At 67.5% G+C, this 19,563-nt stretch carries 21 protein-coding genes and 1 pseudogene; 12 read left to right on the top strand and 10 right to left on the bottom strand.

From position 1 onward, the window contains the following. Positions 1-24 precede the first annotated feature (24 nt). The 3 genes from ACGFI6_RS24000 to ACGFI6_RS23990 all read left to right on the top strand — a co-directional run bounded on the left by ACGFI6_RS24000 (position 25) and on the right by ACGFI6_RS23990 (position 4,113). Positions 25-2,376, top strand: coding sequence for an ATP-binding cassette domain-containing protein (locus ACGFI6_RS24000; RefSeq protein WP_393122052.1), 2,352 nt, complete (start codon positions 25-27; stop codon positions 2,374-2,376). A gap of 250 nt (positions 2,377-2,626) precedes the next feature. Beyond that, positions 2,627-2,971 carry a VOC family protein gene (locus tag ACGFI6_RS23995; RefSeq protein ID WP_393122050.1) on the top strand — a complete coding sequence of 115 codons (345 nt, stop codon included), beginning with the start codon at positions 2,627-2,629 and terminating at the stop codon, positions 2,969-2,971. A gap of 68 nt (positions 2,972-3,039) precedes the next feature. Beyond that, positions 3,040-4,113, top strand: coding sequence for an HAD family hydrolase (locus ACGFI6_RS23990; RefSeq protein WP_393122048.1), 1,074 nt, complete (start codon positions 3,040-3,042; stop codon positions 4,111-4,113). Here the strand turns inward: ACGFI6_RS23990 and ACGFI6_RS23985 are convergent. Further along, positions 4,080-4,514: an Ohr family peroxiredoxin gene (locus ACGFI6_RS23985; RefSeq protein ID WP_393122046.1), complete on the bottom strand. Its 435-nt coding sequence runs from the start codon at positions 4,512-4,514 to the stop codon at positions 4,080-4,082. The genes ACGFI6_RS23990 and ACGFI6_RS23985 overlap by 34 nt on opposite strands. 109 nt (positions 4,515-4,623) lie before the next feature. Between ACGFI6_RS23985 and ACGFI6_RS23980 the strand changes: the two genes are divergently transcribed. Continuing rightward, entirely contained in the window at positions 4,624-5,403 is a 780-nt protein-coding gene (locus tag ACGFI6_RS23980; protein WP_393122044.1) for a helix-turn-helix domain-containing protein, read from the top strand. A gap of 48 nt (positions 5,404-5,451) precedes the next feature. Next, positions 5,452-6,201, top strand: coding sequence for a class I SAM-dependent methyltransferase (locus tag ACGFI6_RS23975; RefSeq protein WP_393122042.1), 750 nt, complete (start codon positions 5,452-5,454; stop codon positions 6,199-6,201). Here the strand turns inward: ACGFI6_RS23975 and ACGFI6_RS23970 are convergent. From ACGFI6_RS23970 to ACGFI6_RS23960, 3 genes are all read right to left on the bottom strand, one after another. Continuing rightward, on the bottom strand, positions 6,175-6,801 hold the full coding sequence (locus ACGFI6_RS23970; protein WP_393122040.1) for a hypothetical protein: 627 nt from the start codon (positions 6,799-6,801) through the stop codon (positions 6,175-6,177). The two genes, ACGFI6_RS23975 and ACGFI6_RS23970, sit on opposite strands and share 27 nt — an antisense overlap. A gap of 112 nt (positions 6,802-6,913) precedes the next feature. Then, positions 6,914-7,990, bottom strand: a complete 1,077-nt coding sequence (locus ACGFI6_RS23965) for an NAD(P)/FAD-dependent oxidoreductase (RefSeq protein ID WP_393122038.1) — start codon at positions 7,988-7,990, stop codon at positions 6,914-6,916. Then, complete coding sequence (locus ACGFI6_RS23960) at positions 7,987-8,112, bottom strand: hypothetical protein (RefSeq protein WP_393122036.1); 126 nt, start codon at positions 8,110-8,112, stop codon at positions 7,987-7,989. The genes ACGFI6_RS23965 and ACGFI6_RS23960 overlap by 4 nt, the downstream gene beginning before the upstream one ends. 70 nt (positions 8,113-8,182) lie before the next feature. Between ACGFI6_RS23960 and ACGFI6_RS23955 the strand changes: the two genes are divergently transcribed. After that, on the top strand, positions 8,183-9,169 hold the full coding sequence (locus ACGFI6_RS23955; RefSeq protein WP_393122034.1) for a GlxA family transcriptional regulator: 987 nt from the start codon (positions 8,183-8,185) through the stop codon (positions 9,167-9,169). A gap of 7 nt (positions 9,170-9,176) precedes the next feature. Here ACGFI6_RS23955 and ACGFI6_RS23950 read toward each other — a convergent pair whose 3' ends face one another. Together ACGFI6_RS23950 and ACGFI6_RS23945 are read right to left on the bottom strand one after the other, a co-directional pair. Next, the gene (locus tag ACGFI6_RS23950; RefSeq protein ID WP_393122032.1) at positions 9,177-10,655 is read right to left on the bottom strand and encodes a methionine--tRNA ligase; all 1,479 of its coding nucleotides are present in this window, start codon (positions 10,653-10,655) and stop codon (positions 9,177-9,179) included. Between the two features lie 172 nt (positions 10,656-10,827). Then, positions 10,828-11,751, bottom strand: a complete 924-nt coding sequence (locus ACGFI6_RS23945; RefSeq protein WP_393122030.1) for an aminoglycoside phosphotransferase family protein — start codon at positions 11,749-11,751, stop codon at positions 10,828-10,830. Positions 11,752-11,801: 50 nt separating this feature from the next. Here ACGFI6_RS23945 and ACGFI6_RS23940 point away from each other — a divergent pair, with 50 nt between their 5' ends. Both ACGFI6_RS23940 and ACGFI6_RS23935 read left to right on the top strand, forming a co-directional pair. Beyond that, positions 11,802-12,380 carry an alpha/beta fold hydrolase gene (locus ACGFI6_RS23940; protein ID WP_393122029.1) on the top strand — a complete coding sequence of 193 codons (579 nt, stop codon included), beginning with the start codon at positions 11,802-11,804 and terminating at the stop codon, positions 12,378-12,380. A 39-nt stretch (positions 12,381-12,419) separates the two neighbouring features. Continuing rightward, positions 12,420-12,947: pseudogene (locus tag ACGFI6_RS23935) on the top strand (class I SAM-dependent methyltransferase); the annotation flags it as partial. Between the two features lie 152 nt (positions 12,948-13,099). On the opposite strand, the gene ACGFI6_RS23930 reads toward ACGFI6_RS23935, so the two are convergent. Both ACGFI6_RS23930 and ACGFI6_RS23925 read right to left on the bottom strand, forming a co-directional pair. Continuing rightward, entirely contained in the window at positions 13,100-13,519 is a 420-nt protein-coding gene (locus ACGFI6_RS23930; RefSeq protein ID WP_393122534.1) for an NUDIX domain-containing protein, read from the bottom strand. A gap of 29 nt (positions 13,520-13,548) precedes the next feature. Beyond that, on the bottom strand, positions 13,549-14,580 hold the full coding sequence (locus ACGFI6_RS23925; RefSeq protein ID WP_393122027.1) for a phosphotransferase family protein: 1,032 nt from the start codon (positions 14,578-14,580) through the stop codon (positions 13,549-13,551). A 242-nt stretch (positions 14,581-14,822) separates the two neighbouring features. On the opposite strand from ACGFI6_RS23925, the gene ACGFI6_RS23920 reads away from it, so the two are divergent. Continuing rightward, entirely contained in the window at positions 14,823-15,311 is a 489-nt protein-coding gene (locus ACGFI6_RS23920; protein WP_393122025.1) for a GNAT family N-acetyltransferase, read from the top strand. A gap of 18 nt (positions 15,312-15,329) precedes the next feature. Here the strand turns inward: ACGFI6_RS23920 and ACGFI6_RS23915 are convergent, their stop codons facing one another. Beyond that, positions 15,330-16,181, bottom strand: a complete 852-nt coding sequence (locus tag ACGFI6_RS23915; RefSeq protein ID WP_393122023.1) for a hypothetical protein — start codon at positions 16,179-16,181, stop codon at positions 15,330-15,332. A 301-nt stretch (positions 16,182-16,482) separates the two neighbouring features. On the opposite strand from ACGFI6_RS23915, the gene ACGFI6_RS23910 reads away from it, so the two are divergent. Then, entirely contained in the window at positions 16,483-16,977 is a 495-nt protein-coding gene (locus ACGFI6_RS23910) for a DinB family protein (protein ID WP_393122022.1), read from the top strand. Positions 16,978-16,985: 8 nt separating this feature from the next. On the opposite strand, the gene ACGFI6_RS23905 is transcribed toward ACGFI6_RS23910, so the two are convergent. Then, a complete protein-coding gene (locus ACGFI6_RS23905; RefSeq protein WP_393122020.1) occupies positions 16,986-17,804 on the bottom strand; it encodes an LLM class flavin-dependent oxidoreductase in 819 nt (272 codons plus the stop codon). 122 nt (positions 17,805-17,926) lie between these two features. Here ACGFI6_RS23905 and ACGFI6_RS23900 point away from each other — a divergent pair, with 122 nt between their 5' ends. Both ACGFI6_RS23900 and ACGFI6_RS23895 read left to right on the top strand, forming a co-directional pair. Next, complete coding sequence (locus tag ACGFI6_RS23900; RefSeq protein WP_393122018.1) at positions 17,927-18,448, top strand: GNAT family N-acetyltransferase; 522 nt, start codon at positions 17,927-17,929, stop codon at positions 18,446-18,448. A gap of 90 nt (positions 18,449-18,538) precedes the next feature. Further along, positions 18,539-19,558 carry an LD-carboxypeptidase gene (locus tag ACGFI6_RS23895; protein ID WP_393122016.1) on the top strand — a complete coding sequence of 340 codons (1,020 nt, stop codon included), beginning with the start codon at positions 18,539-18,541 and terminating at the stop codon, positions 19,556-19,558. The last annotated feature ends 5 nt before the right edge of the window (positions 19,559-19,563 follow it).

Below are 19,563 nucleotides of genomic sequence, written 5' to 3'. Positions count from 1 at the left end.
ACCCACTTCTTGGAGAAGACGCGCATGGACCACGTTGCCGACAGCCACGACATGATCCGGGTGACCGGCGCCCGGGTGAACAACCTCAAGGACGTCAGCGTCGAGATCCCGAAGCGCCGGCTGACCGCGTTCACCGGGGTCTCCGGGTCGGGGAAGAGCTCGCTCGTGTTCGGCACCATCGCCGCGGAGTCGCAGCGGCTGATCAACGAGACGTACAGCGCGTTCGTCCAGGGGTTCATGCCGACGCTGGCCCGCCCGGAGGTCGACGTACTGAACGGTCTGACCACCGCGATCCTCGTCGACCAGGAGCGGATGGGCGCCAACCCGCGGTCCACCGTCGGTACAGCGACCGACGCGAACGCGATGCTCCGGATCCTGTTCAGCCGGATCGCCCAGCCGAACCTCGGCCCGCCGACGGCGTACTCGTTCAACGTCCCGAAGCGCACCGCGAGTGGCTCGATGACGGCCGACAAGGGCGCCGGTGAGAAGAAGGTCGTCCGCGAGCAGGTGTACGCCGGCGGCATGTGCCCGCGCTGTGAGGGCATGGGCTCGGTCACCGACTTCGACCTGACCGCGCTGTACGACGCCGAGAAGTCGCTGAACGAGGGCGCGCTGACGATCCCCGGCTACAGCATGGACGGCTGGTACGGGCGGATCTTCCGCGGCGCCGGGTACTTCAACCCGGACAAGCCGATCAAGAAGTACACCAAGAAGGAACTGCACGACCTGCTGCACCGGGAGCCGACCAAGATCAAGGTCGAGGGCATCAACCTCACCTACACCGGCATCATCCCGGCGATCCAGCGGTCGTTCCTGTCCAAGGACGTGGACGCGATGCAGCCGCACATCCGCGCGTTCGTGGAGCGTGCGGTGACGTTCACGACCTGCCCGGACTGCGACGGCACCCGGCTCAGCGCGGAGGCGCTGTCCTCGAAGATCAACGGCAAGAACATCGCGGACCTGACCGCGATGCAGATCACCGACCTGGCGGCCTGGATCCGGAAGCTCAAGGAGCCGTCGGTCGCACCGCTGCTCAAGGCGCTCGGCGCCGCACTGCAGGCGTTCGTCGACATCGGGCTCGGCTACCTGTCGCTGGACCGGCCGGCCGGCACCCTGTCCGGGGGCGAGGCGCAGCGGACCAAGATGATCCGGCATCTCGGGTCGTCGCTGACCGACGTGACGTACGTGTTCGACGAGCCGACCATCGGTCTGCACCCGCACGACATCCAGCGGATGAACGAACTGCTGCTGCAACTGCGGGACAAGGGCAACACGGTGCTCGTCGTCGAGCACAAGCCGGAGACGATCGCGATCGCCGACCATGTGATCGACCTCGGACCCGGCGCGGGGACCGGTGGCGGCGAGGTCGTGTTCGAGGGGACGCTGGAGAAGCTGCGGACCAGCGGGACGCTCACCGGGCGGCACTTCGACGACCGTGCTTCGCTGAAGGAGTCGGTCCGATCGGCGTCGTCGGTGATGGAGGTGCGCGGGGCTTCGTTGAACAACTTGCAGGATGTCGACGTCGACGTACCGCTCGGCGTACTGACTGTCGTGACCGGGGTCGCCGGGTCCGGGAAGAGCTCGCTGATCCACGGGTCGATCGCGGACCGCGACGGCGTGGTGGCGATCGGCCAGGGTGCGATCCGCGGGTCGCGGCGGAGCAATCCGGCGACGTACACAGGTCTGCTGGAGCCGATCCGGAAGGCGTTCGCGAAGGCGAACGGCGTGAAGCCTGCGCTGTTCAGCGCCAACTCGGAGGGTGCCTGCCCGGCGTGCAAGGGCGCGGGCGTGATCTACACCGAGCTCGGCGTGATGGCGACCGTCGAGTCCACGTGTGAGGAGTGCGAAGGGCGCCGGTTCCAGGCGGCCGTACTGGAGTACACGTTCGGCGGGAAGAACATCGCCGATGTGCTCGCGATGCCGGTGTCGGAGGCGTTGCCGTACTTCGCGGACGGTGCGGCGCGGGTCCCGGCGGCGGAGAAGATCCTGGAGCGGCTGGCGGACGTCGGTCTCGGGTACCTGTCGCTCGGGCAGCCGCTGACGACGTTGTCCGGCGGTGAGCGGCAGCGGCTGAAGCTCGCGACGCACATGGGGGAGAAGGGCGGCGTCTACGTCCTCGACGAGCCGACGACCGGGCTGCACCTCGCCGACGTCGAGCAGCTCCTGGGCCTCCTGGACCGGCTGGTCGACTCCGGCAAGTCGGTGATCGTGATCGAGCACCACCAGGCCGTGATGGCGCACGCCGACTGGATCATCGACCTCGGCCCCGGAGCCGGCCACGACGGCGGCAAGGTCGTCTTCGAAGGCACCCCCGCAGACCTCATCAAGAAGCCCAAAACCCTGACCGGCAAACACCTGGCGGAGTACGTCAACTGAGACCTTCGAGGCGGGTGACTCCGCTCGCCCGACGCTCGCGGAGGAGATCGCCTCCGACCGTGTACGGCACACAAGCAAGCGAACAACAACTCGCCGTCGCACGCCAGGCCGTCCCGCTCCGCGATGCCCCGAGGAATCGGCGTGATCTCGCCAACCGATCAGGAATCGAGAAGCAACCGGTGGGGGTGGCGAAATAGCTTGGAGGTGTTGGAACTGACGGGCTCCGGCCCACGACGACGGAGATGATGAGATGACCAGCACGCAAGGTGTCCAGACGATCCTGCACCCGGTGACCGACCTCGAGAAGGCCAAGCCGGTGTACGCGGCGCTGCTCGGCGTCGAGCCGGTTGCGGACTCGCCGTACTACGTCGGGTTCGAGGCCGCCGGCCAGCAGATCGGCCTGGTCCCGAACAGTGACATGACCGCGCCGGTGGCGCACTGGCACGTGACCGACATCGAGGACCGCCTCAAGGCGATCGTCGAGGCCGGCGGCACCGTCCTGTCGGCCCCGAAGGACGTGTCCAACGGCCGCCTCGTCGCCACGGTGACCGACCCCGACGGCAACGTCCTCGGCCTGCTGCAAGATCCCGCCTGACCATGTGCAACCTCCCGCCGGAGGTTCGCGCCGCCCTGTACGGCGAGCGGTCGGGCATGATCTGGTGCATGAGTGAGCGCACCTACGTCCGTCTGCAGGTCGGCTATCGCGGGCGGCTGGGGGTCGAGGTCGGCCTGTTCGTCGCAGTGGATCATCTGCGGCGAGCGGGCCGGCTGACCGCGGCCGAGGAAGCGCAGTACCTCGACATCGACGACTGGTTCCTGGCCGAGCTGCCGAATCCGGACTTCTATGCCGACGGCAACAGTGTCGGCGCGGTGACCTGGTTCAAGGACCCGCTGCCGGAGCCGATGCGGTCGCGGGTGGAGACGTTGTGCGCGATCCTGACCGCGCACGACGTCGCCTGGTCACGGGTCACGTCGAGTGATCCCGGGACCGTGATCTACGAAGACGAGTTCCAGGTCGGCATCGTCCCGTACGAGCGCAGTGAGCCGACACCGCTGCCGGCCGGGACCGTGCTGACGCCGACCTCGGGTGGTTCCAAGCGTGCGGTCGCCGGGTCGAAGGTGCGGCACGTGCTGTTCGACGCCGACGGCGTACTGCAGGATCTGCCCGGCGGGTGGTACACCGCCATGGAGCCGTACCTCGGCGACCGCGCGCGGGAGTTCCTGCACGAGACGTGGTCCGACGAGTTGCCCATGCTCGCCGGGCGCGGTGACTACCTTCCGTTGCTGGCGGCGTCGCTGGAGCGTTTCGGCGTACGGACGCCGGTGACCGAGGTGTACGACGCGGTGTGGAAGAACATCGTGCTGATCGAGGAGTCCCTCGACATCGTGCGGACGCTGCGGCGCAACGGGTACGGCGTCCACCTCGGGACGAACCAGGAGATGTACCGCGGCGCGCACATGCGGACGGCGCTCGGGTACGACGAATTGTTCGACGTCAGCTGCTACTCGTGCGACCTCGGTGTGGCGAAGCCGGATCCGGGCTTCTTCACCCGGGCGGCCGAGCTGATCGGCGCCGCGCCCGACACCATCTTGTTCATCGACGACACCGCGCGGAACATCACGGGCGCCCGGGCGGCGGGGCTGCACGCCGAGCAGTGGGACTTCACCCAGGGGCACGCCGCCCTGCATGCCCTGTTCGCGGATCACGGCGTGGATGCGAGCGTCACCGCTTCCTGAACGACCTCGACGGAGATGTTGCCGGCAGTCGCGCGCGAGTACGGGCAGGTGTTGTGGGTTGCCTCGAGCAACTTCGTGCCGGTCTCGCCCTGAAGGTGCTCGGGCAGTGCGACCCGCAGTACGGCGGCCAGGTCGAACCGTCCTTTGCCCGGCACGAGGCTGACCTCGGCGGTGACGGCGACGTCCTTGGCGTCGAGGTGCTGCTGCTCGGCGAGGATCTGCAGCACGGTCGAGAAGCACGCGGCCCAGCCGGCTGCGAGGAACTGTTCGGGGTTGAGACCGTCGCCGGTACCGCCCAGCTCCTTCGGCATGGCGAGCTGTACGTCGAGCTTGCCGTCGGCGGTGACGGCGCGGGCATTGCGGCCGGTCGAGGTGGCGACGGCTGTGTAGACGGGGTTCATGGTGCTGCCTTCCCGGTTGACTACCACCAACGATCGGGGCACCAGGGAGGCGGCTCAATTACCTCCTTGTTAATGGCTGCGCCGCGGAGCATCGCCGTACGCTGAGCTCGTGACCGTGCTCGAGGAGAACGTGGGGGAGCTGCTGCGTTTCTGGCGGACGCACCGGCGGCTGAGCCAGCTCGACCTGGCGCTCGAGGCCGAGGTGTCGACGAAACACCTCAGCTTCGTGGAGACCGGCCGTGCGCAGCCGAGCCGGCAGTTGCTCGTGCACCTGTCGAACCATCTCGACCTTCCGATCGCCGAACGCAACCGGCTGCTGCTGGCCGGCGGCTTCGCGCCGCTGTACCTCGACGAGCCGTACGACTCCGAGTCGATGCTGCCGCTGCGCGCCTCGCTGCACGCCCTGCTCGACGCGCACCTGCCGAACCCGGCGCTGATCGTCGACGGCCTATGGAACCTGATCGACGCCAACGCGGCCGCCTCCCTGCTCTGGGAAGGCGTCGACCCGGAACTGCTGAAGCCGCCGATGAACATGCTGCGCCTGTCCGTGCATCCCGGCGGCCTGCCGAGCATCTCGTCGATGACCGCCGCCTGCAGTCTCGGGCTGATCCACCAACTCAAACGCAAGAGCCGCGACACGGCCGACGAGGCGCTGTCGAACCTTGTCACCGAGGTCGAGGCCTATCTCCCGGACCAGGCGCCGACGGCCCCTGCCCAGCAGCCCATGGTCACCCTCGACCTGAACACCCGCCTCGGCCCGGTCCGTCTCTTCACCCTGATCGCCACCATCGGCGCGCCCCTCGAGGTCACCGCCGCCAACCTCGCCATCGAAACCTTCCTCCCCGCCGACCCCACCAGCGCCACCCGCCTCCACGACCTCGCCTCCTGACCCGATATGCGGTTGCGACGCTGTGAGGTCCGGCGTTGACTGCTCGGCGTGACTGATCACGTGGCGCGGAATCAGGCGGTGTGGGCGGGGCATCACAGCGATTGGTTCGGCAGTCGCGCCGAGCTGCAATGGACGGCCGAGCCGCATTGGGGGATCTGGGCGACGCCCGAGTCGGAGCTGCACGTCCTACCCGAGTTGAAGGACAAGGACGTGATCGACCTCGGGTGCGGTACGGCTTACATCGGGGCGTGGGTGACGCGTGCCGGTGGGCGGCCCGTCGGTGTGGACACGTCGGGGGAGCAGTTGGCGACGGCTGCGGGGCTTCAGGAGAAGTTCGGGCTGCGGTTTCCGTTGCTGCGGGCGAATGCCGAGAGCGTGCCGCTGCCCGACGACAGCTTCGACGTGGCGATCAGTGAGTACGGCGCCAGTAGTTGGTGCGATCCCGCGTTGTGGATCCCGGAGGCGGCGCGGCTGCTTCGGCCCGGCGGTCAGCTGGTCTTCCTGCGCAATTCCACTCTCGTAGAGCTCTGCACACCGCCTGACGCGCCCGCCGCCACCCGCGAGTTGAGTCGCCCGTACGCCGACGTCGCCCGGATCGAACGCGCCGACGGCGGCACCCACTTCCAGCTCCCGACCGGTCGGTTGATCGGAGTCCTCCGCGCCGCCGGCTTCACGATCGAGGAGCTGACCGAGTACGTCGTACCGCCGGGCACCCGCTCGGAGTACGACTACGTCACGCCTGAATGGGCCGCGAACTGGCCGTCCGTCGAACTATGGAAGGCCACCTACCGCGGCTAGCGTCCTGATCGGCTCGGGCAGTGCGAGGGTCGGGTCCTCGGACTGTTTGTCCGCGATCGCGCGGCGCAGCAGCGGGAGGTCGAGGGCGGCCGGGTCGACGGCGGCAAGGGTCGCCGCGAGGCGGGCGTCCTGGTGTCGCGCGATCATAGTGACGAGCTGGACCTCCAGCGGGACGACCGGGATCGGCTGACCGTGACAGTCCAGGTTCTGTCGATGCGCCCACACCAGCGGGCTGCGGGTTTCGAGCATCAGGCCGTCGACAGCGGGTGCGTCGATGTGCGCCAGCTCGACCTTGACGCCGTCGATCATCCATCGGCCGAACGTCCACCGTTCCTCGGCGCCGCCGAAGTGCAGGACGGGTGCTGCCGCCGTACTGATCCAGTCAGCAGGCCCGTCTGCCGGGGCCGACTGCGGCGTCGGCAGGATCGCCGCCGCGCGCACGATGTCGTCCTCCGTGCGGCCGGCGATGTCGATGTCACCCGGCACCACGGCTGCACCCCGCAGCGCGGTCGCAGCGCTGCCCAGCAGCATCCAATCGACACCATGAGCGTTCAGCTGCTCGGCGACTCGTGCCAGCACCGTGGTCCAAGGGGCGGTCATGGCACCGAAGCTAGCCGCCACCACCGACACTTCCGCCGGGCGAGCGTGCCACAGCGTCTTTCCGGAACATTTCTGCCGCCGGGTGCAACATTGTTTCCGAAGAGGCGGGGGGTCACCCGAAACGCTCGGGGCGGAAGTCCGCGAGGAGGTTGTCCCGCTCGCCCGTGAGGATCTCGGCGGCGAGGAGCCGGCCGAGCAGTGGACCGAGCGTGATGCCGCTGTGCGACACGGCCTCGTAGTACCCGGCCAACGCTGCTCCCACCGATGGGAACGTATCGGCGGGGATCGGCCGTTCGACCGCACGCACCGCAGCGACGCGAGCCTCGCTCAGCTCCGGTACGACGGCGCCCGCCAGCGTGTGGAGCAGCTGGCCCAGATCAGCGTCCGTGTCGACGAGCGCATCGACCTCCCGGCTGTGCAGAACCACCGACGCATCGCCATCGGGGCGGATCTCGACGTGCGGCGTGTGCATCGCTCGTTCGATCGGGACCCGTTCACACGCGAGTCGAGCGACTGCGCCAGGCTCGCGACGCATCGGCAGGTGCCGCCCGACGAGTCCTGCAACCTCAGCAGCACCAGGTCCCGCGGCGTTCACGACGGCGTCGACCTCGAGCCGGGTCCCGTCGGACAACACAACGCTCGGATGGTGCCCGAGCTCGATGGCGCGAACGGCCGTACCGGATCGATGATCGGCGCCGGAGGCAACGGCTTCACCCACCAAACGCCGGACGAGACGACGCCCGTGCACCCAGGCTTCGTCCGGGTAGTGCACGACCGCGACCTCATCGGGCAGTACGAGTGCAGACTCCAGACAGCGACGTACCTCGGCGCCCGTCCACACCTCGGCCCGATAGTTCCGGCCGGCCAATAGCTCGGCCGTCGCCAAGAGCTCGCTCTCCGCCGCGGGATCGTCCGTCCAACGCACATGACCGGTCGGATGCCACCAGGAGCCGGGCCCGAGCGTCTTGACGAGCTCACCGTACGTGGTCATCGCGGCGACACTGAGGTCGAAGTACGATCGGCGGGCTGTTTTGGCGCTGGCGTTCACCCATGCGAACGACCAGTTGGTGACGCCCTCGCCCGGCGCGAGCAGGTCGACGAAGATCACCTCGGCGCCGCGACGGGACAGGTTCCAGCCGACGCAGGCGCCAAGGATTCCGGTGCCGATGACGGCTACGCGCGGCTTCATCGATCCCTCGTCACGGTGCGTACCCAGCGTTGTACGTCAGGGCCGAGCAGTCGGTCGGCGACGAATCCCATCAGGACAAGGAGAACCACGAATCCGGCGGTCAGGAGTAGTGCGAGCAGCATGTTCCGATCGTCGATGAGATTGACAGAGAGTAACAGTGGCAAGAATGCCTATCTCCGATAGATTATGGTCATGCATCGAGTGGCGGTGGTGGCGTTCGACGGGATCCATGCGTTCGACCTGGCGATGCCGCTCCAGGTTTTCAGTACGGCACACTCACAAGAGCGCGAGCCAGGTGAGCTGTTCGGACCGCGGTTGTACGACGTACGGGTGTGCGGCGACGGCCGTGACCTGACCGTCACGGGCGTCGGCGGCGTGGAGATGTACCGGTACACCCCGGCGTACCCGCTGGCCGATGCGATCGACGCCGACACGATCATCGTCGTCGGCGTCGCGGGCGGTGACGACCCGCCCACGGACGTACTCGATCTGCTCCGCGCGGCGCACGAGCGCGGGATCCGGCTGGCGTCGATCAGTTCCGGGGGAGCGCGGGTGATGGCGGCGTCCGGGCTGCTGGACGGCCGGCGGACGGCCACGCACTGGTCGCGCGCCTGGCTCCTCGCCGAGCGTTATCCACAGGTCCACGTCGACACAGACGTACTGTTCATCGATCACGGCGACATCCTCACCTCGGCCGGCGCCGCCAGCGGGATCGACCTGTGTCTGCACATGATCCACCAGGATTTCGGATCAGCCGTCTCCGCCGACGTCGCCCGGCACATGGTCGTGCCGCCGCAACGGGAGGGCGGCCAGGCCCCGTACATCGCGCACCCGGTCCCCGCGGACGACCACGGGTCACTCGAGCCGACGATGCGCTGGCTCCGCGAACGTCTGGGCGAGCCGGTGACGCTGGCCGAGATCGCGTCGTACCTCGGGACCAGCCCGCGGACCGTCAACCGGCGCTTCCGTGAGCAGACCGGCACCACCCCACTCCAGTGGCTACTCCGCCAACGCGTCCACCGCGCCCAGGAACTCCTCGAGACCACCGACCTCTCCATCGAAGCCATCTCCAGCCATTGCGGCTTCGGCACCTCGATCGCCATGCGCCAGCAGTTCAGCAAGCACATCAAAACGTCCCCCAGCACCTATCGCCAGAACTTCCGCACCCGCACCGACTAGCCGGCCCTCACAAGATGCGCGGGAACGGACTGGCGGTCGGGCCGTGGGCGAGGCGGTCGGCTCCCGCCGGGCAGAACGGTGCCAGCTCGTTGGTGACTGTGCGGCAGGCCTGGATGACTTGGGTGAGGAGGCGGTGGGGGAGCCGGGGGTCGGCTGCGGGGTCTTTGAGGAGCTTCCAGGGCTCAGCCGCGTTCAGGAGCTGGTTGGCACCGTTGACAGTGGCAACTAGTTGGGCGGTTGCCGCGCGGAAGTCGGCCGTGCTGAGGGCTGCGTCGATCTTCGAGGGCAATGCAGCCGTGGCTGCGTCCAGGGCGCGGCTGTCCCAGGTCGGACCGGTCACCGGCGCGTCGTCGAGAAGCAGGCGCCCGTCGTAGTGCTTGTGCAGCAACGTCGCCGTACGGCCGGCGAGATTACCGAGGCCGTTGGCCAGATCCGTGTTGTACGCCTGAACCAGACGCGCCTCGCTGAACTCCGTGTCGCCGAGCAGCGGGACCTCGCGGGTGAGCCACCAGCGCAGCGCATCCGTACCGTACGCATCGACCAACTCGACGGGATCGACGACGTTGCCGGTGCTCTTCGAGAGTTTGACGCCGCCGACGTTGACGTAGTCGTGCACGTGGATCGTCGTCGGCAGCGGCAGGCCGGCGGAGAGCAGCAGCCCGATCCAGTACACGGCGTGGAACCGGGTGATGCCCTTGCCGATCACGTGCACCCGTTCGCCGTCTCCCGCCCACCAGTACTGGTAGTCGCGACCGGGGCGGTCGACGCCGAGGGCGGTGAGGTAGTTCGTGAGAGCGTCCCACCAGACGTAGATCACCTGGCTGGGGTCGTTGGGGACAGGTATGCCCCAGCCGCCTGCCCGTACGGCCGGGCGCGAGACGCTGAAGTCGTTGAGGCCGGACTTGAGCAATGCGAGTACTTCGTTGCGCTTCTGCGGCGGGTTGATGGTCAGGGTGCCCGAGCCGATCGCATCCTCGATCCGATCGCGGTACTTGCTGAGCCGGAAGAACCAGTTGGTCTCGGTCACGTGCTCCGGCTCAGTACCGTGCTCGGGGCAACGTCCGCCGATCAGCGCGTCCTGCTCGTAGAACTGCTCGCAGCCAACGCAGTACAGGCCGGTGTAGCTCTGCTGGTAGAAATCGCCCGCCTCGGCGCAGCGCTGCCACAGATACTCGACGCCGGTTCGATGACGCGGGTCCGAGGACGTACGGATGTAGTCGTCACAGGTGAGATCGAGGACGCCGAGCAGCGACTGGAAACGGTCGGCGGCTGCGTCGACATACTGCTCCACCGGTTCGCCGGCGGTCCGGGCCGCGAGCACGTTCTTCAGCGCATGGTCGTCCGTACCGGACAGGAACCGGACGGGTTGGCCGCGCAACCTGCGATGGCGGGCGAGTACGTCAGCCTGCACGAACTCGAGCGCATGACCGAGATGCGGCGCCGCGTTCACGTACGGGATCGCTGTGGTGATGTAGTACGAATTCATGAGTGGGCCCTTCTTGTACAGGGCTCCACCTCGCGTCGAGCCCACTGGACGTGAGGCTCGACCGGCTGGAATCAGCGCACGACGAAATGCCCCATCGAGGGGCGCATCATTCGCTGAACGGTCTTCATGAACAGCCACTGTACGGGTGTACGCGGCGCGCGGCCACCGGGTTTCAGGTTGCGGAGTACTCGAGGAAGATCTCGTCGAGAGTGTGTTTCGCCCTCGCGAACACGGCAGCGTCCTCGGGATCGTCATGGGTGTACGAACAGGTGGCGAGTGCTTTCCACAGCGCCCAGCCGCGCCCGCGCGCCCAGGTGACCTCGTCGACCGACAGCCGGTCCCGGAACGCCTCGCGGCCGTCGGCGGTCAGCAAGGTCCACGCGATCGCGAGATCACACGCCGGGTCGCCGACACCGCAGGTCCCGAAGTCGATCACAGCCGTCAACTGCCCGTCGCCGAGCAGAAGGTTGCCTTCCGCAACGTCTCCGTGGAACCAACGGTCGACCCGGTCCCAGGAGGCGTCGAGGGCTGTCTTCCAGATCTCCCGCGCGAGCCCGACGTCGACCTGGCCGTCGAGTACCTCAACCGCGCTGTCGATGGTCTTGTCGTACGTACGCAGCGTGCCGCCGCGGAACCAGTTGTGGATGCCCGGCTGGGGACCGTCGCTCGCGTCGACGCCCTGCAGCGCAGCCAGGAAGCCGGCCAGGTCGAGAGCGAACTGCACCGGATCGGCGATGCCCTCCGGGGTCGCAGTCACCCCGTCGAGCCACCCGTAGACCGACCACGGATGCGGATAGTCCTCGCTCGGACGACCCATCGCCAACGGTACCGGGATCGGCAGGGGCAACTGCGGTGCAAGCACCGGAAGCCACCGGTGCTCCTTCTCGACCGCCTGGGCGTACTCCGATGCGCTCGGCATCCGTACGAGCAGGTCATCGCCGAGATGGAACGTCCGGTTGTCCCAGCCGCCGTTCGCCACCGACCGGACCGGCAGCCCGCTCCACTGCGGGAACTGCTGCTCCACGAGCCGGCGTACCTGCTCCGCCTCGACCTCGATCCGCTGCGGCACAGGCCCCATGTCCGGTACGTCGCTCATCCAGCCATCCTCTCTTCGCTGTTCGCCAGTGTTGGCTAGTGTGCTTCGCTATGAGTTCACGTGAGGCGATCATCCTCCCCGGCGGCCAATTCGGGCCGTACGCACCATTGCTGATGTTCTCCGCAGACGCCGCCGACCAACGCGGCGCCGCGCTGACGCGAGTGTGGTGGGACGACTACGACCGCCCACTCACGCTGTCGCCCGAAGAGCGTGGCCCGTGGGTCGTGGATCAGGTCGAGCGCACCGTGCCTTCACTCCGTAGTTCCGAACGCGCCCCGCTGCTCATCGGCAAGTCCCTCGGCTCGCACGCCGCCGTCCTCGCCGCCGAGCTCGGACTGCCCGCGATCTGGTTGACGCCCGTGCTGACGAGCGACTGGGTCGTCGACGCGCTCCGCCGGTGCACAGCGCCGTTCCTGCTGGTCGGCGGGACGGCCGATTCGCTGTGGATCCCGTCCCTTGCGCGCGAGCTGACCCGGCATGTGCTGGAGGTCGACGGTGCGGACCACGGCATGTACGTACCGGGGCCGCTGGCCGCGTCGACCGACGTACTCGGCCAGGTGGCGACCGCCGTCGAAGAGTTCCTGGACCTGGTGATCTGGCCGAACTCTGAGCGGGATGGCGGCGTCTGAGAAGGCGGAAGCTGTTCTCGCTACGCAAAGGAGCGCTCGGTGCCGAAGACCGACTACGACGAGTTCGCTGAGGCGTACTCAGCCGACAACGAGACCAACCTGCTGAACGGTCACTACGAACGGCCGGCGATGGTGAAACTCGCCGGCGACGTGGACGGCCGGCGCATCCTCGACGTCGGCTGCGGATCCGGTCCACTGACAGCGATGCTGCGTGACAAGGGCGCGATCGTGAGCGGCTTCGACCGCAGTACGGCGATGCTCGACCTGGCCCGTCGACGGCTGGGGGAGGACGCCGACCTGACCGTCGGCGACCTGGCCAAGCCGCTCCCGTACGACGACGCGGCCTTCGACGACGTAGTTGCCTCCCTCGTCCTGCACTACTTGAAGGACTGGGCCGAGCCGCTCGCGGAGCTCCGCCGCGTATTGAAGCCCGGCGGCCGCCTCATCCTGTCCGTCAACCACCCGATCGTCTACACGGCGCTGAACCCGGACGGCGAGTACTACGACCTCACCGAGTTCACCTACGACGCCGAGCACGCCGGCCGCACGGTCATCTACACCAACTGGCACCGCCCGCTCCAGTCGATGACCGACGCATTCACAGCCGCCGGCTTCCGCCTCACAGCCGTCACCGAGCCGCCGATCTCCCCGGACACCCCGGTCGAACTCCGCCCCCCCGAACCAACCCCACCCAGCACGCTTCATCTGCTTCATCTTCTTCACCCTCGAGGCCTGCTGACCTCGTCGTCCAGGACGCTTTTCAGAACGTTCGGCAGACCGGCCGGGTGCGCCAGCTTCAAGCCCGCAAGCTCGCCAGGCCGGAACCAGCGAAGCTCATCGTGCTCCTCAGGCGCGGCATTGACCGGCTCGCCCTCCCACCGCGTGACGAGGAACGCGTGCATCTCCAGCGCAGAGTCCTCGACAGTCATCGCGATGGGCACCGGGTCGAGGACGTACACCCCAACCTCCTCAAGGCACTCCCGCCGAACGGCCTCCTCCGGCAATTCCCCCGCCTCAACATGCCCACCGACAAACCCCCAACAGTCCGGATACGCCTCCCGCCCCGAATGCCGATGCGCCAACAGCACCAGCCCATCCCGCACCAACACACCCGTAGCAATCCGAACCCGCTCAACCATCCCAACACCCTAAACACCCCCACCGACAACTACTGGTCGTTCGCGAACGCGGGGAAGAGTTTCGGTGGGGGCTTGGTCGCGTCGGTCCAACGCTCGGTCATGGAGTCGGCCAGCTCGCGGCACCAGTACGCCAACTCCAGCAGGGCGTCTGCGCGGACGGCGAGCCGATTGAACACCTCGATCTGTTGTACGAGCTGAGCGCGGCGACGCCAACTGTCGTACGGAGATTGGTCGCTGCGGGCGATCACCGGGAGCCGGGTGACCCTGCTGGCAAGGGCGGCTGCCGCACCGACCGCGAGCATCTTGTCGTAGCCATCCATCGCATCAGCGGGCAGGGCAGTTGCGAGCTCGTTGCGGTAGGCGTGGTCCGCAGCCGCGGTGATGGACTCCGGCAGTACGGACCAGTTCGCGCTGTGGTGCGGGAAGGGATAGTGCAGAAACGAGGCGTCGAAGCCGAGATGCCCGAAGCCCGAGCCTTCGAAGTCGACGAGCCGGACACCACGATCGGTGACCAGAGCGTTCGTGGGATTGAGGTCGTCATGCACCAGGGCGGCGTACGGACCTGGGTCGTCCAGTTGCGAGCGTACGAAGGCGATGTCGGCTCGCGCCGTACGGGCGTCCGGGAATCCCAGGTCAGTACAGGCATGTTCGACGACGTGCCAGCGGCGAGTGCCTCTGGTTCCGGCTCCGGCCCCAGTCGTCACGTCGCCGAGCTCTGCCACCGCCAACTCGTACTCGGCGCGGCAGCCCAGCGTGCTGGCGTGGAGCCGCCCCATCGTCCGCGCGAAGTCCACCATCGCAGCCGTGGCGCGCTCAGAGTCCTGCCCGTGCAGTACTGCCTCGAGCGTCGGCCAAATCCCGAGATCTGACTGGACAGCGACGCCGACCAGGTCATCCATCAGGATCACACGCGCGGCGACACCACTCGGCCCCGCGGTGCGCAGCCCGGCGACCTCCCGCCGCAGATAGGCCGGCCCCCCGTGCCCCTCGCCGTCCACCCGCCTGGTCTTGACGATGACCGTTCGACCCGTATCGAGCCCGACCAACTCACGATCGAACACCAACCGAGTGACAGGCGCCCAGTCATGCCCGACCTGCTGCACATCAACGACGACAGGCCGCCGCCCGCAAACGGATGTAAGCCCCTCCAACACCGCCTCGAGCCGCTGAGCCGTCAACGGATAGTGCACAGCGCACCTCTCTGTCTGTTCGTCGCCGGGCCCCAGATCGTAGCCGTCCAGCCCGGGGAAGCGCTGTGCTAAATCGATGGCGGTGGTTGTCGGTGAGGTGTCAGGGTGCTGGGATGGCTGAGGTTGTGGTGCCGCTGACTGTTCGCGATCTGACCGAGGCGGACCTGCCGGCCTGCGCTTGGTACGGGAACGCCACCGGTCTCGCGAGCGTCGCCGAGGCGGTCCAACGTGCTCGCCGTGGCGAGGTCGACTACCTGGCCGTGTGCCCGCCCTCCGGTCTGCCCGTCGCAGTCGGTGGAATCGACTACACGAAACCACCAGGCGGCGCGACCATCTGGCAACTGTCGGTCCAGGCAGAACTGCGCTCCTGTGGCATCGGCACCGTACTGATCGAAGCGCTGGAACAACGAGCCCGAAACCGCGGACTCACCTGGGTCGAGCTAGGCGTGGACGACAACAGATCCCGCCCACAAGCCCTGTACGAACGCCTCGGCTACACCGTAACCGGCACCGAACCCGGCTCCTGGAACGAAGAAGCAGCCGACGGCTCCACAACCCTCTACAAAACAACAATCACCCTCCTACGCAAGCAACTCACGTAGTTTCCATCAGTTGCCGCGTCAGGCGCCGGGATACTCGGCTCGCAGATCGCCGCCGAACAGCCGGCGGTAGAGAGCATTCATTCGTACGGCGACTCGCGAGTGCCGTGCAAGGACAGCGGCTACGGTGGGCGGCACGTCGGCTGGAATGTCGCCGGCGGCACTTCGCATGACGTACTCGTCCCGGGCGACAGGTGCGGCGTTGGCTGGTACGGCCACCCCACAGACCTCAGTCACCAGCCAGTTCACGAGCCGCATGACCGCGTAGTCGGTGTCGTGCTGAGCATTGCGCCGTACGAAGTCCTGCTCGGCGTCGGTCAGTTCAAGGCCCGCAGACGTCGCCAGCCCGAAGTCGGTGAGGTAGATCCGCCCACCGTCAACGCGCATGTTGTCGAAGTGGCCGTCCATGTGCAGCAGCCCACGCCCGCGGAGAAAGCGCGTGATCTCCAGGAGTTGCTGCTCCACCGAGACCGCCTTGCCGACTGGATCGTCGGCCAGCCACGGCCCGAGCGGGTGCGGAAGGTGTTCCCAAATCATGACCAGGCTCGAGGACGCCGCAGCCAGCGCTTGGAGCCGCGCCCGGACGGCAGGACCACCGCCCAGCGCCGCGGCCGCCTCCTCGATGTCGGCGTGCTCGTCGGCGACGGGTGGTCGGCCGGGGAGGACACGCCAATGGTGCAGCAGCGGGAACGCGTCAGTCTCGCCGGACAGCACGGCCGCGGTCACTGTCGAGTTCGCAGCCAGCTCGCGCCAGGCGTTGAATCCGGGACTGCCGATGCCGTACTGACAATGCAGCGGCAGCCCGAAGAGATTCGCCGTGGAACGTGGGTGGGCGAGCTCGAGATCGGTGAGCGGAACCCGCTTCGCGAACACGCTCGTACCATCAACCTCGACAACGACCGAGCCGCCCCCAACGCCCACACGTCCACGTCGTCCCGCATCAAGCAGCGCAGCAAGCTCGCGGTTGCCGAACGATCCAAGCCGATCAGACAACCTCCCGTGCACACCCGCCCGATCGGACTCCATCCCTCGGCACCCCTTCTCCACGTCAACGCGACCCTAGCTGGAGATCCAGTTCTCGTTGGAGCTGCCGCCGGACAAGCTGGTCAGCAAAGCGATGGGTACGTCTGATCGGTTCGGGTTGAGTTGTCTGCGGGTGTGTAAGGGTGTGGGTGTGGAGCGTGTCTTTCCTGCGGGTGGTGCTGATGAGCGTGGGGTGCTGACGGGGTTCCTTGATTGGCAGCGGGCGACCGTGCATCGCAAGGTGGACGGGTTGGCTAGTGAGCTGGCTGATCGGGCGCTACTGGAGACATCTCCGCGGATGACGGTCGCCGGGGTCGTGTCGCATCTCCGGCAGACCGAGTACGACTGGTTTGCCGGCAGCTTTCCGTCGCTTGCCGACGAGCCGTTCGAGCGGGACGAGTACGGAGGTTGGCCGACCGGCGGTCGCACCATCGCCGAGCTGGTGAGCGAGTACGACGCCGAGTGCGCGCAGTCACGCCGCATCGTTGCCCGCCTGACTCTCGACACCATGCAGTACTTCACGCCACCCCAGTTCACGCCGGTATCGCTGCGATGGATCCTGACCCACATGATCGAAGAAACGGCCCGCCACCTGGGCCACCTCGACATCCTGCGCGAGCAACTGGACGGCGCCCGCGGCTACTGACCCCAGTCCTACCGTCCGGCCAACTCGGCCACGACCGGCGCGAGTGTCTCGGCGAAGTCGGCGCCGATGACGAAATAGGTGAAGCCGATCTCTTCGCGCCGGCGCTGGATTTCTTCGGCGGCTGCGCCAGGGTCACTCGGAAGGATGACGAGCGAGTCGGCCGCGCGGAGCGCCGCGGTGTCGAGATTGGGCCCCGCCATGAACGGAGCGACCCCGTCGCCGACGACCGAGACGTGCAGAGCGAGTTCGATGTCCCGGCGGCCGGCGAAGTCACGTACCCGATCCGTGGTCGCGGCCCGATCAGCGTCCGGTGGAAGTACGAACGTGGCTGCGTCAGCGACCTCGAGCGCCAGCGCCTCCGACTTCGGTCCGCTCACCGCCATGACCACCGGCGTGTGCAGCTCGGGCCCGTCGAACGTACGGAGGGCGGCGACAGTCCCGCGCATTCTGGCCCGGCGCTCGGCGGGGGAGACGGCAGGCCGGCCGAGTTCGACTTCGATCCCGGGGCGGCCGGCGCCGAGGCCCATTTCGAAGCGGCCTTCGGTGAGTACTGAGAGTGAGTGAGCCTCCCAAGCCATACTCGACGGTTCGTGGAGCGCGGCGGCGTAGACCCACGAGCCGATCCGCAGGTCAGTGAGCGCGGCCGCGGTCGCGAGCGTGGGCGCGAGTGCTGGTTGCCAGGTGGGGACGTCGGGCATCAGCAACGTTGAGTAACCGCTGTCGGCGATCCGGCGTACGCGCTCTCGCCAGGTCGGCAGGTCAGAGGTGAGCGGAGCAACGACCCCGAAACGGATCGGTCGGGTTGCTCGCCTGGCCTGGTCGGGCATCTTGGTTCTCCTTGGGTCTGCAGTGTCGTTCGGTCCGGTTGCTGACTCAACGAACCGAGCACCGCGAATCCGACATGGCTGCGACAAGAATGTCGGCTGGGGGAGTCGTAGGCTCCTGCGTTATGGCGGAGGCAACTCAGACGGTACGGATTCGAGCTGCAGCACCCGGCGAGGGCGATGCGCTTGCGGAGTTGCATGCTCGGTCGCGGGCTGTGTATTACGCGGCCGGCGGGCATGAGGTGGCAGCGGTTCCTGATGAGCGGTACCGGGAGACGTGGCGCGAGATGGTGGCGGATGCTCGACTGGCCGTACTGGTGGCTGTCCTGGGTGATGACGTCGTCGGTCTGATCACGGTCGATGCCAACGGGGTGCTTCCGAGCAATGCGCCTGACGAGACACGGGTCCGGCTCGTCGGGATTTTCGTCGAGCCGGGCCGATGGTCTGGTGGCGTTGGTAGTGCCTTGATGGATCGCTTCGTCTCCATCACGCGCCAGGCCGACGCTGTGGGCGAGGTGGATGTCTGGGAGCGGAACACGCGAGCCATCCGGTTCTACGAGCGCCACGGCTGGACCCGCGACGGAACTTCACGCCCCGGACCGGCCGGAGCGGACTACGTCGGCTTCGTACTAGCTGCTGGTCTTTGAGTGATGTTGTCGGCACCGGACCGCCAGGCCATCACAGTCGGTCCGTCGCCCGGGACTCCCGCCTGGCGAGGCCGGTAGGTCGCGATTGTGATGGCCTGGAGATCCGCACCCTTGGTTCAGGCGAGTTGTCGGAGGTCGCTGGCAGACTCGCGCACCATGACCTCCACGGCCCTTCGCCCAGCACTGCTCTCGCCGCACCTCAACCCAGGTGATCGCGTTCGCTTTGTCTCCCCGGCCAGCACCCCCGACCGCGAACTGGTGGCGAAAGGCGTGGAACTCGTGACGAGTTGGGGTCTCCAGGTCGAGCTCAGCGATCACGCGTTCGACCGCCACGGCTACCTGGCCGGCACCGACGAGGACCGGCTGGCCGACCTCAACGACGCCTTCAACGATGGGGGAGTACGCGCAATCTTCGCCACCCGCGGCGGCAAGGGTGCTGCCCGGATCGCCGACGATCTCGACTTCGACGCCGTACGCCGCGACCCGAAGCCGCTGATCGGTTTCAGCGACATCACCGCCTTGCACCTCGCGCTCTGGAACCGAGCCGGCCTGGTCGGAATCCACGGGCCGTCGATGAGTTGGTACGAGCCGAACTGTGGTCCCGACTGCGCCGAGGCCTTACGCCGCGCCTTGATGACGACTGACGAGATCGTCGTCCGCCAGGATCCGAACGAGCTCAGCGCCGCCCTCACCACAGGCGAACCAGCGACCGGATTCCTGATGGGCGGCAACCTCGAAACCATTCGCTGCTCCATCGGCGCGGACCTGCGAAGCCTGGCCGGCGGCATCCTCCTGATCGAGGAAAACCGGGGCACCGGTCTCGGCATGGTCGACCGCCAACTCACCCAGCTGATGAGATCAGGTGTACTCAACGGCCTGCGCGGCGTCGCAGTAGGCCAAATCACCGGGTTCGAGGACGACCTGAGCAACGGATGGACCGTACTCGACGTTCTCCGCGACCGCCTGGCAAACCTCAACGTTCCAATCCTCGGCGGGCTCCCCATCGGCCACGGCCCCCAACCCGCCACCGTCCCGCTCGGCACCCAAGCAACGATCGACCCCACAACAGGCACCCTCACCGTCGCACCAGGCGTGAGACCCGCGCCCTGACGCGA

The sequence above is a fragment of the Kribbella sp. NPDC048928 genome (assembly GCF_043197975.1).
Taxonomy (GTDB): Bacteria; Actinomycetota; Actinomycetes; order Propionibacteriales; family Kribbellaceae; genus Kribbella.
The sequence above is the reverse complement of the archived record's forward strand: the minus strand, read 5'-3'. Positions and strand labels throughout refer to the sequence as shown.

Coding starts and splice junctions, on each gene's coding strand:
- ACGFI6_RS24000 (WP_393122052.1), top strand. CDS start 25: ATGGACCACGTTGCCGACAGCCACGACATGATCCGGGTGACCGGCGCC.
- ACGFI6_RS23995 (WP_393122050.1), top strand. CDS start 2,627: ATGACCAGCACGCAAGGTGTCCAGACGATCCTGCACCCGGTGACCGAC.
- ACGFI6_RS23990 (WP_393122048.1), top strand. CDS start 3,040: ATGAGTGAGCGCACCTACGTCCGTCTGCAGGTCGGCTATCGCGGGCGG.
- ACGFI6_RS23985 (WP_393122046.1), bottom strand. CDS start 4,514: ATGAACCCCGTCTACACAGCCGTCGCCACCTCGACCGGCCGCAATGCC.
- ACGFI6_RS23970 (WP_393122040.1), bottom strand. CDS start 6,801: ATGACCGCCCCTTGGACCACGGTGCTGGCACGAGTCGCCGAGCAGCTG.
- ACGFI6_RS23965 (WP_393122038.1), bottom strand. CDS start 7,990: ATGAAGCCGCGCGTAGCCGTCATCGGCACCGGAATCCTTGGCGCCTGC.
- ACGFI6_RS23960 (WP_393122036.1), bottom strand. CDS start 8,112: ATGCTGCTCGCACTACTCCTGACCGCCGGATTCGTGGTTCTCCTTGTC.
- ACGFI6_RS23955 (WP_393122034.1), top strand. CDS start 8,183: ATGCATCGAGTGGCGGTGGTGGCGTTCGACGGGATCCATGCGTTCGAC.
- ACGFI6_RS23950 (WP_393122032.1), bottom strand. CDS start 10,655: ATGAATTCGTACTACATCACCACAGCGATCCCGTACGTGAACGCGGCG.
- ACGFI6_RS23945 (WP_393122030.1), bottom strand. CDS start 11,751: ATGAGCGACGTACCGGACATGGGGCCTGTGCCGCAGCGGATCGAGGTC.
- ACGFI6_RS23940 (WP_393122029.1), top strand. CDS start 11,802: ATGAGTTCACGTGAGGCGATCATCCTCCCCGGCGGCCAATTCGGGCCG.
- ACGFI6_RS23930 (WP_393122534.1), bottom strand. CDS start 13,519: ATGGTTGAGCGGGTTCGGATTGCTACGGGTGTGTTGGTGCGGGATGGG.
- ACGFI6_RS23920 (WP_393122025.1), top strand. CDS start 14,823: ATGGCTGAGGTTGTGGTGCCGCTGACTGTTCGCGATCTGACCGAGGCG.
- ACGFI6_RS23905 (WP_393122020.1), bottom strand. CDS start 17,804: ATGCCCGACCAGGCCAGGCGAGCAACCCGACCGATCCGTTTCGGGGTC.
- ACGFI6_RS23900 (WP_393122018.1), top strand. CDS start 17,927: ATGGCGGAGGCAACTCAGACGGTACGGATTCGAGCTGCAGCACCCGGC.
- ACGFI6_RS23895 (WP_393122016.1), top strand. CDS start 18,539: ATGGCCTGGAGATCCGCACCCTTGGTTCAGGCGAGTTGTCGGAGGTCG.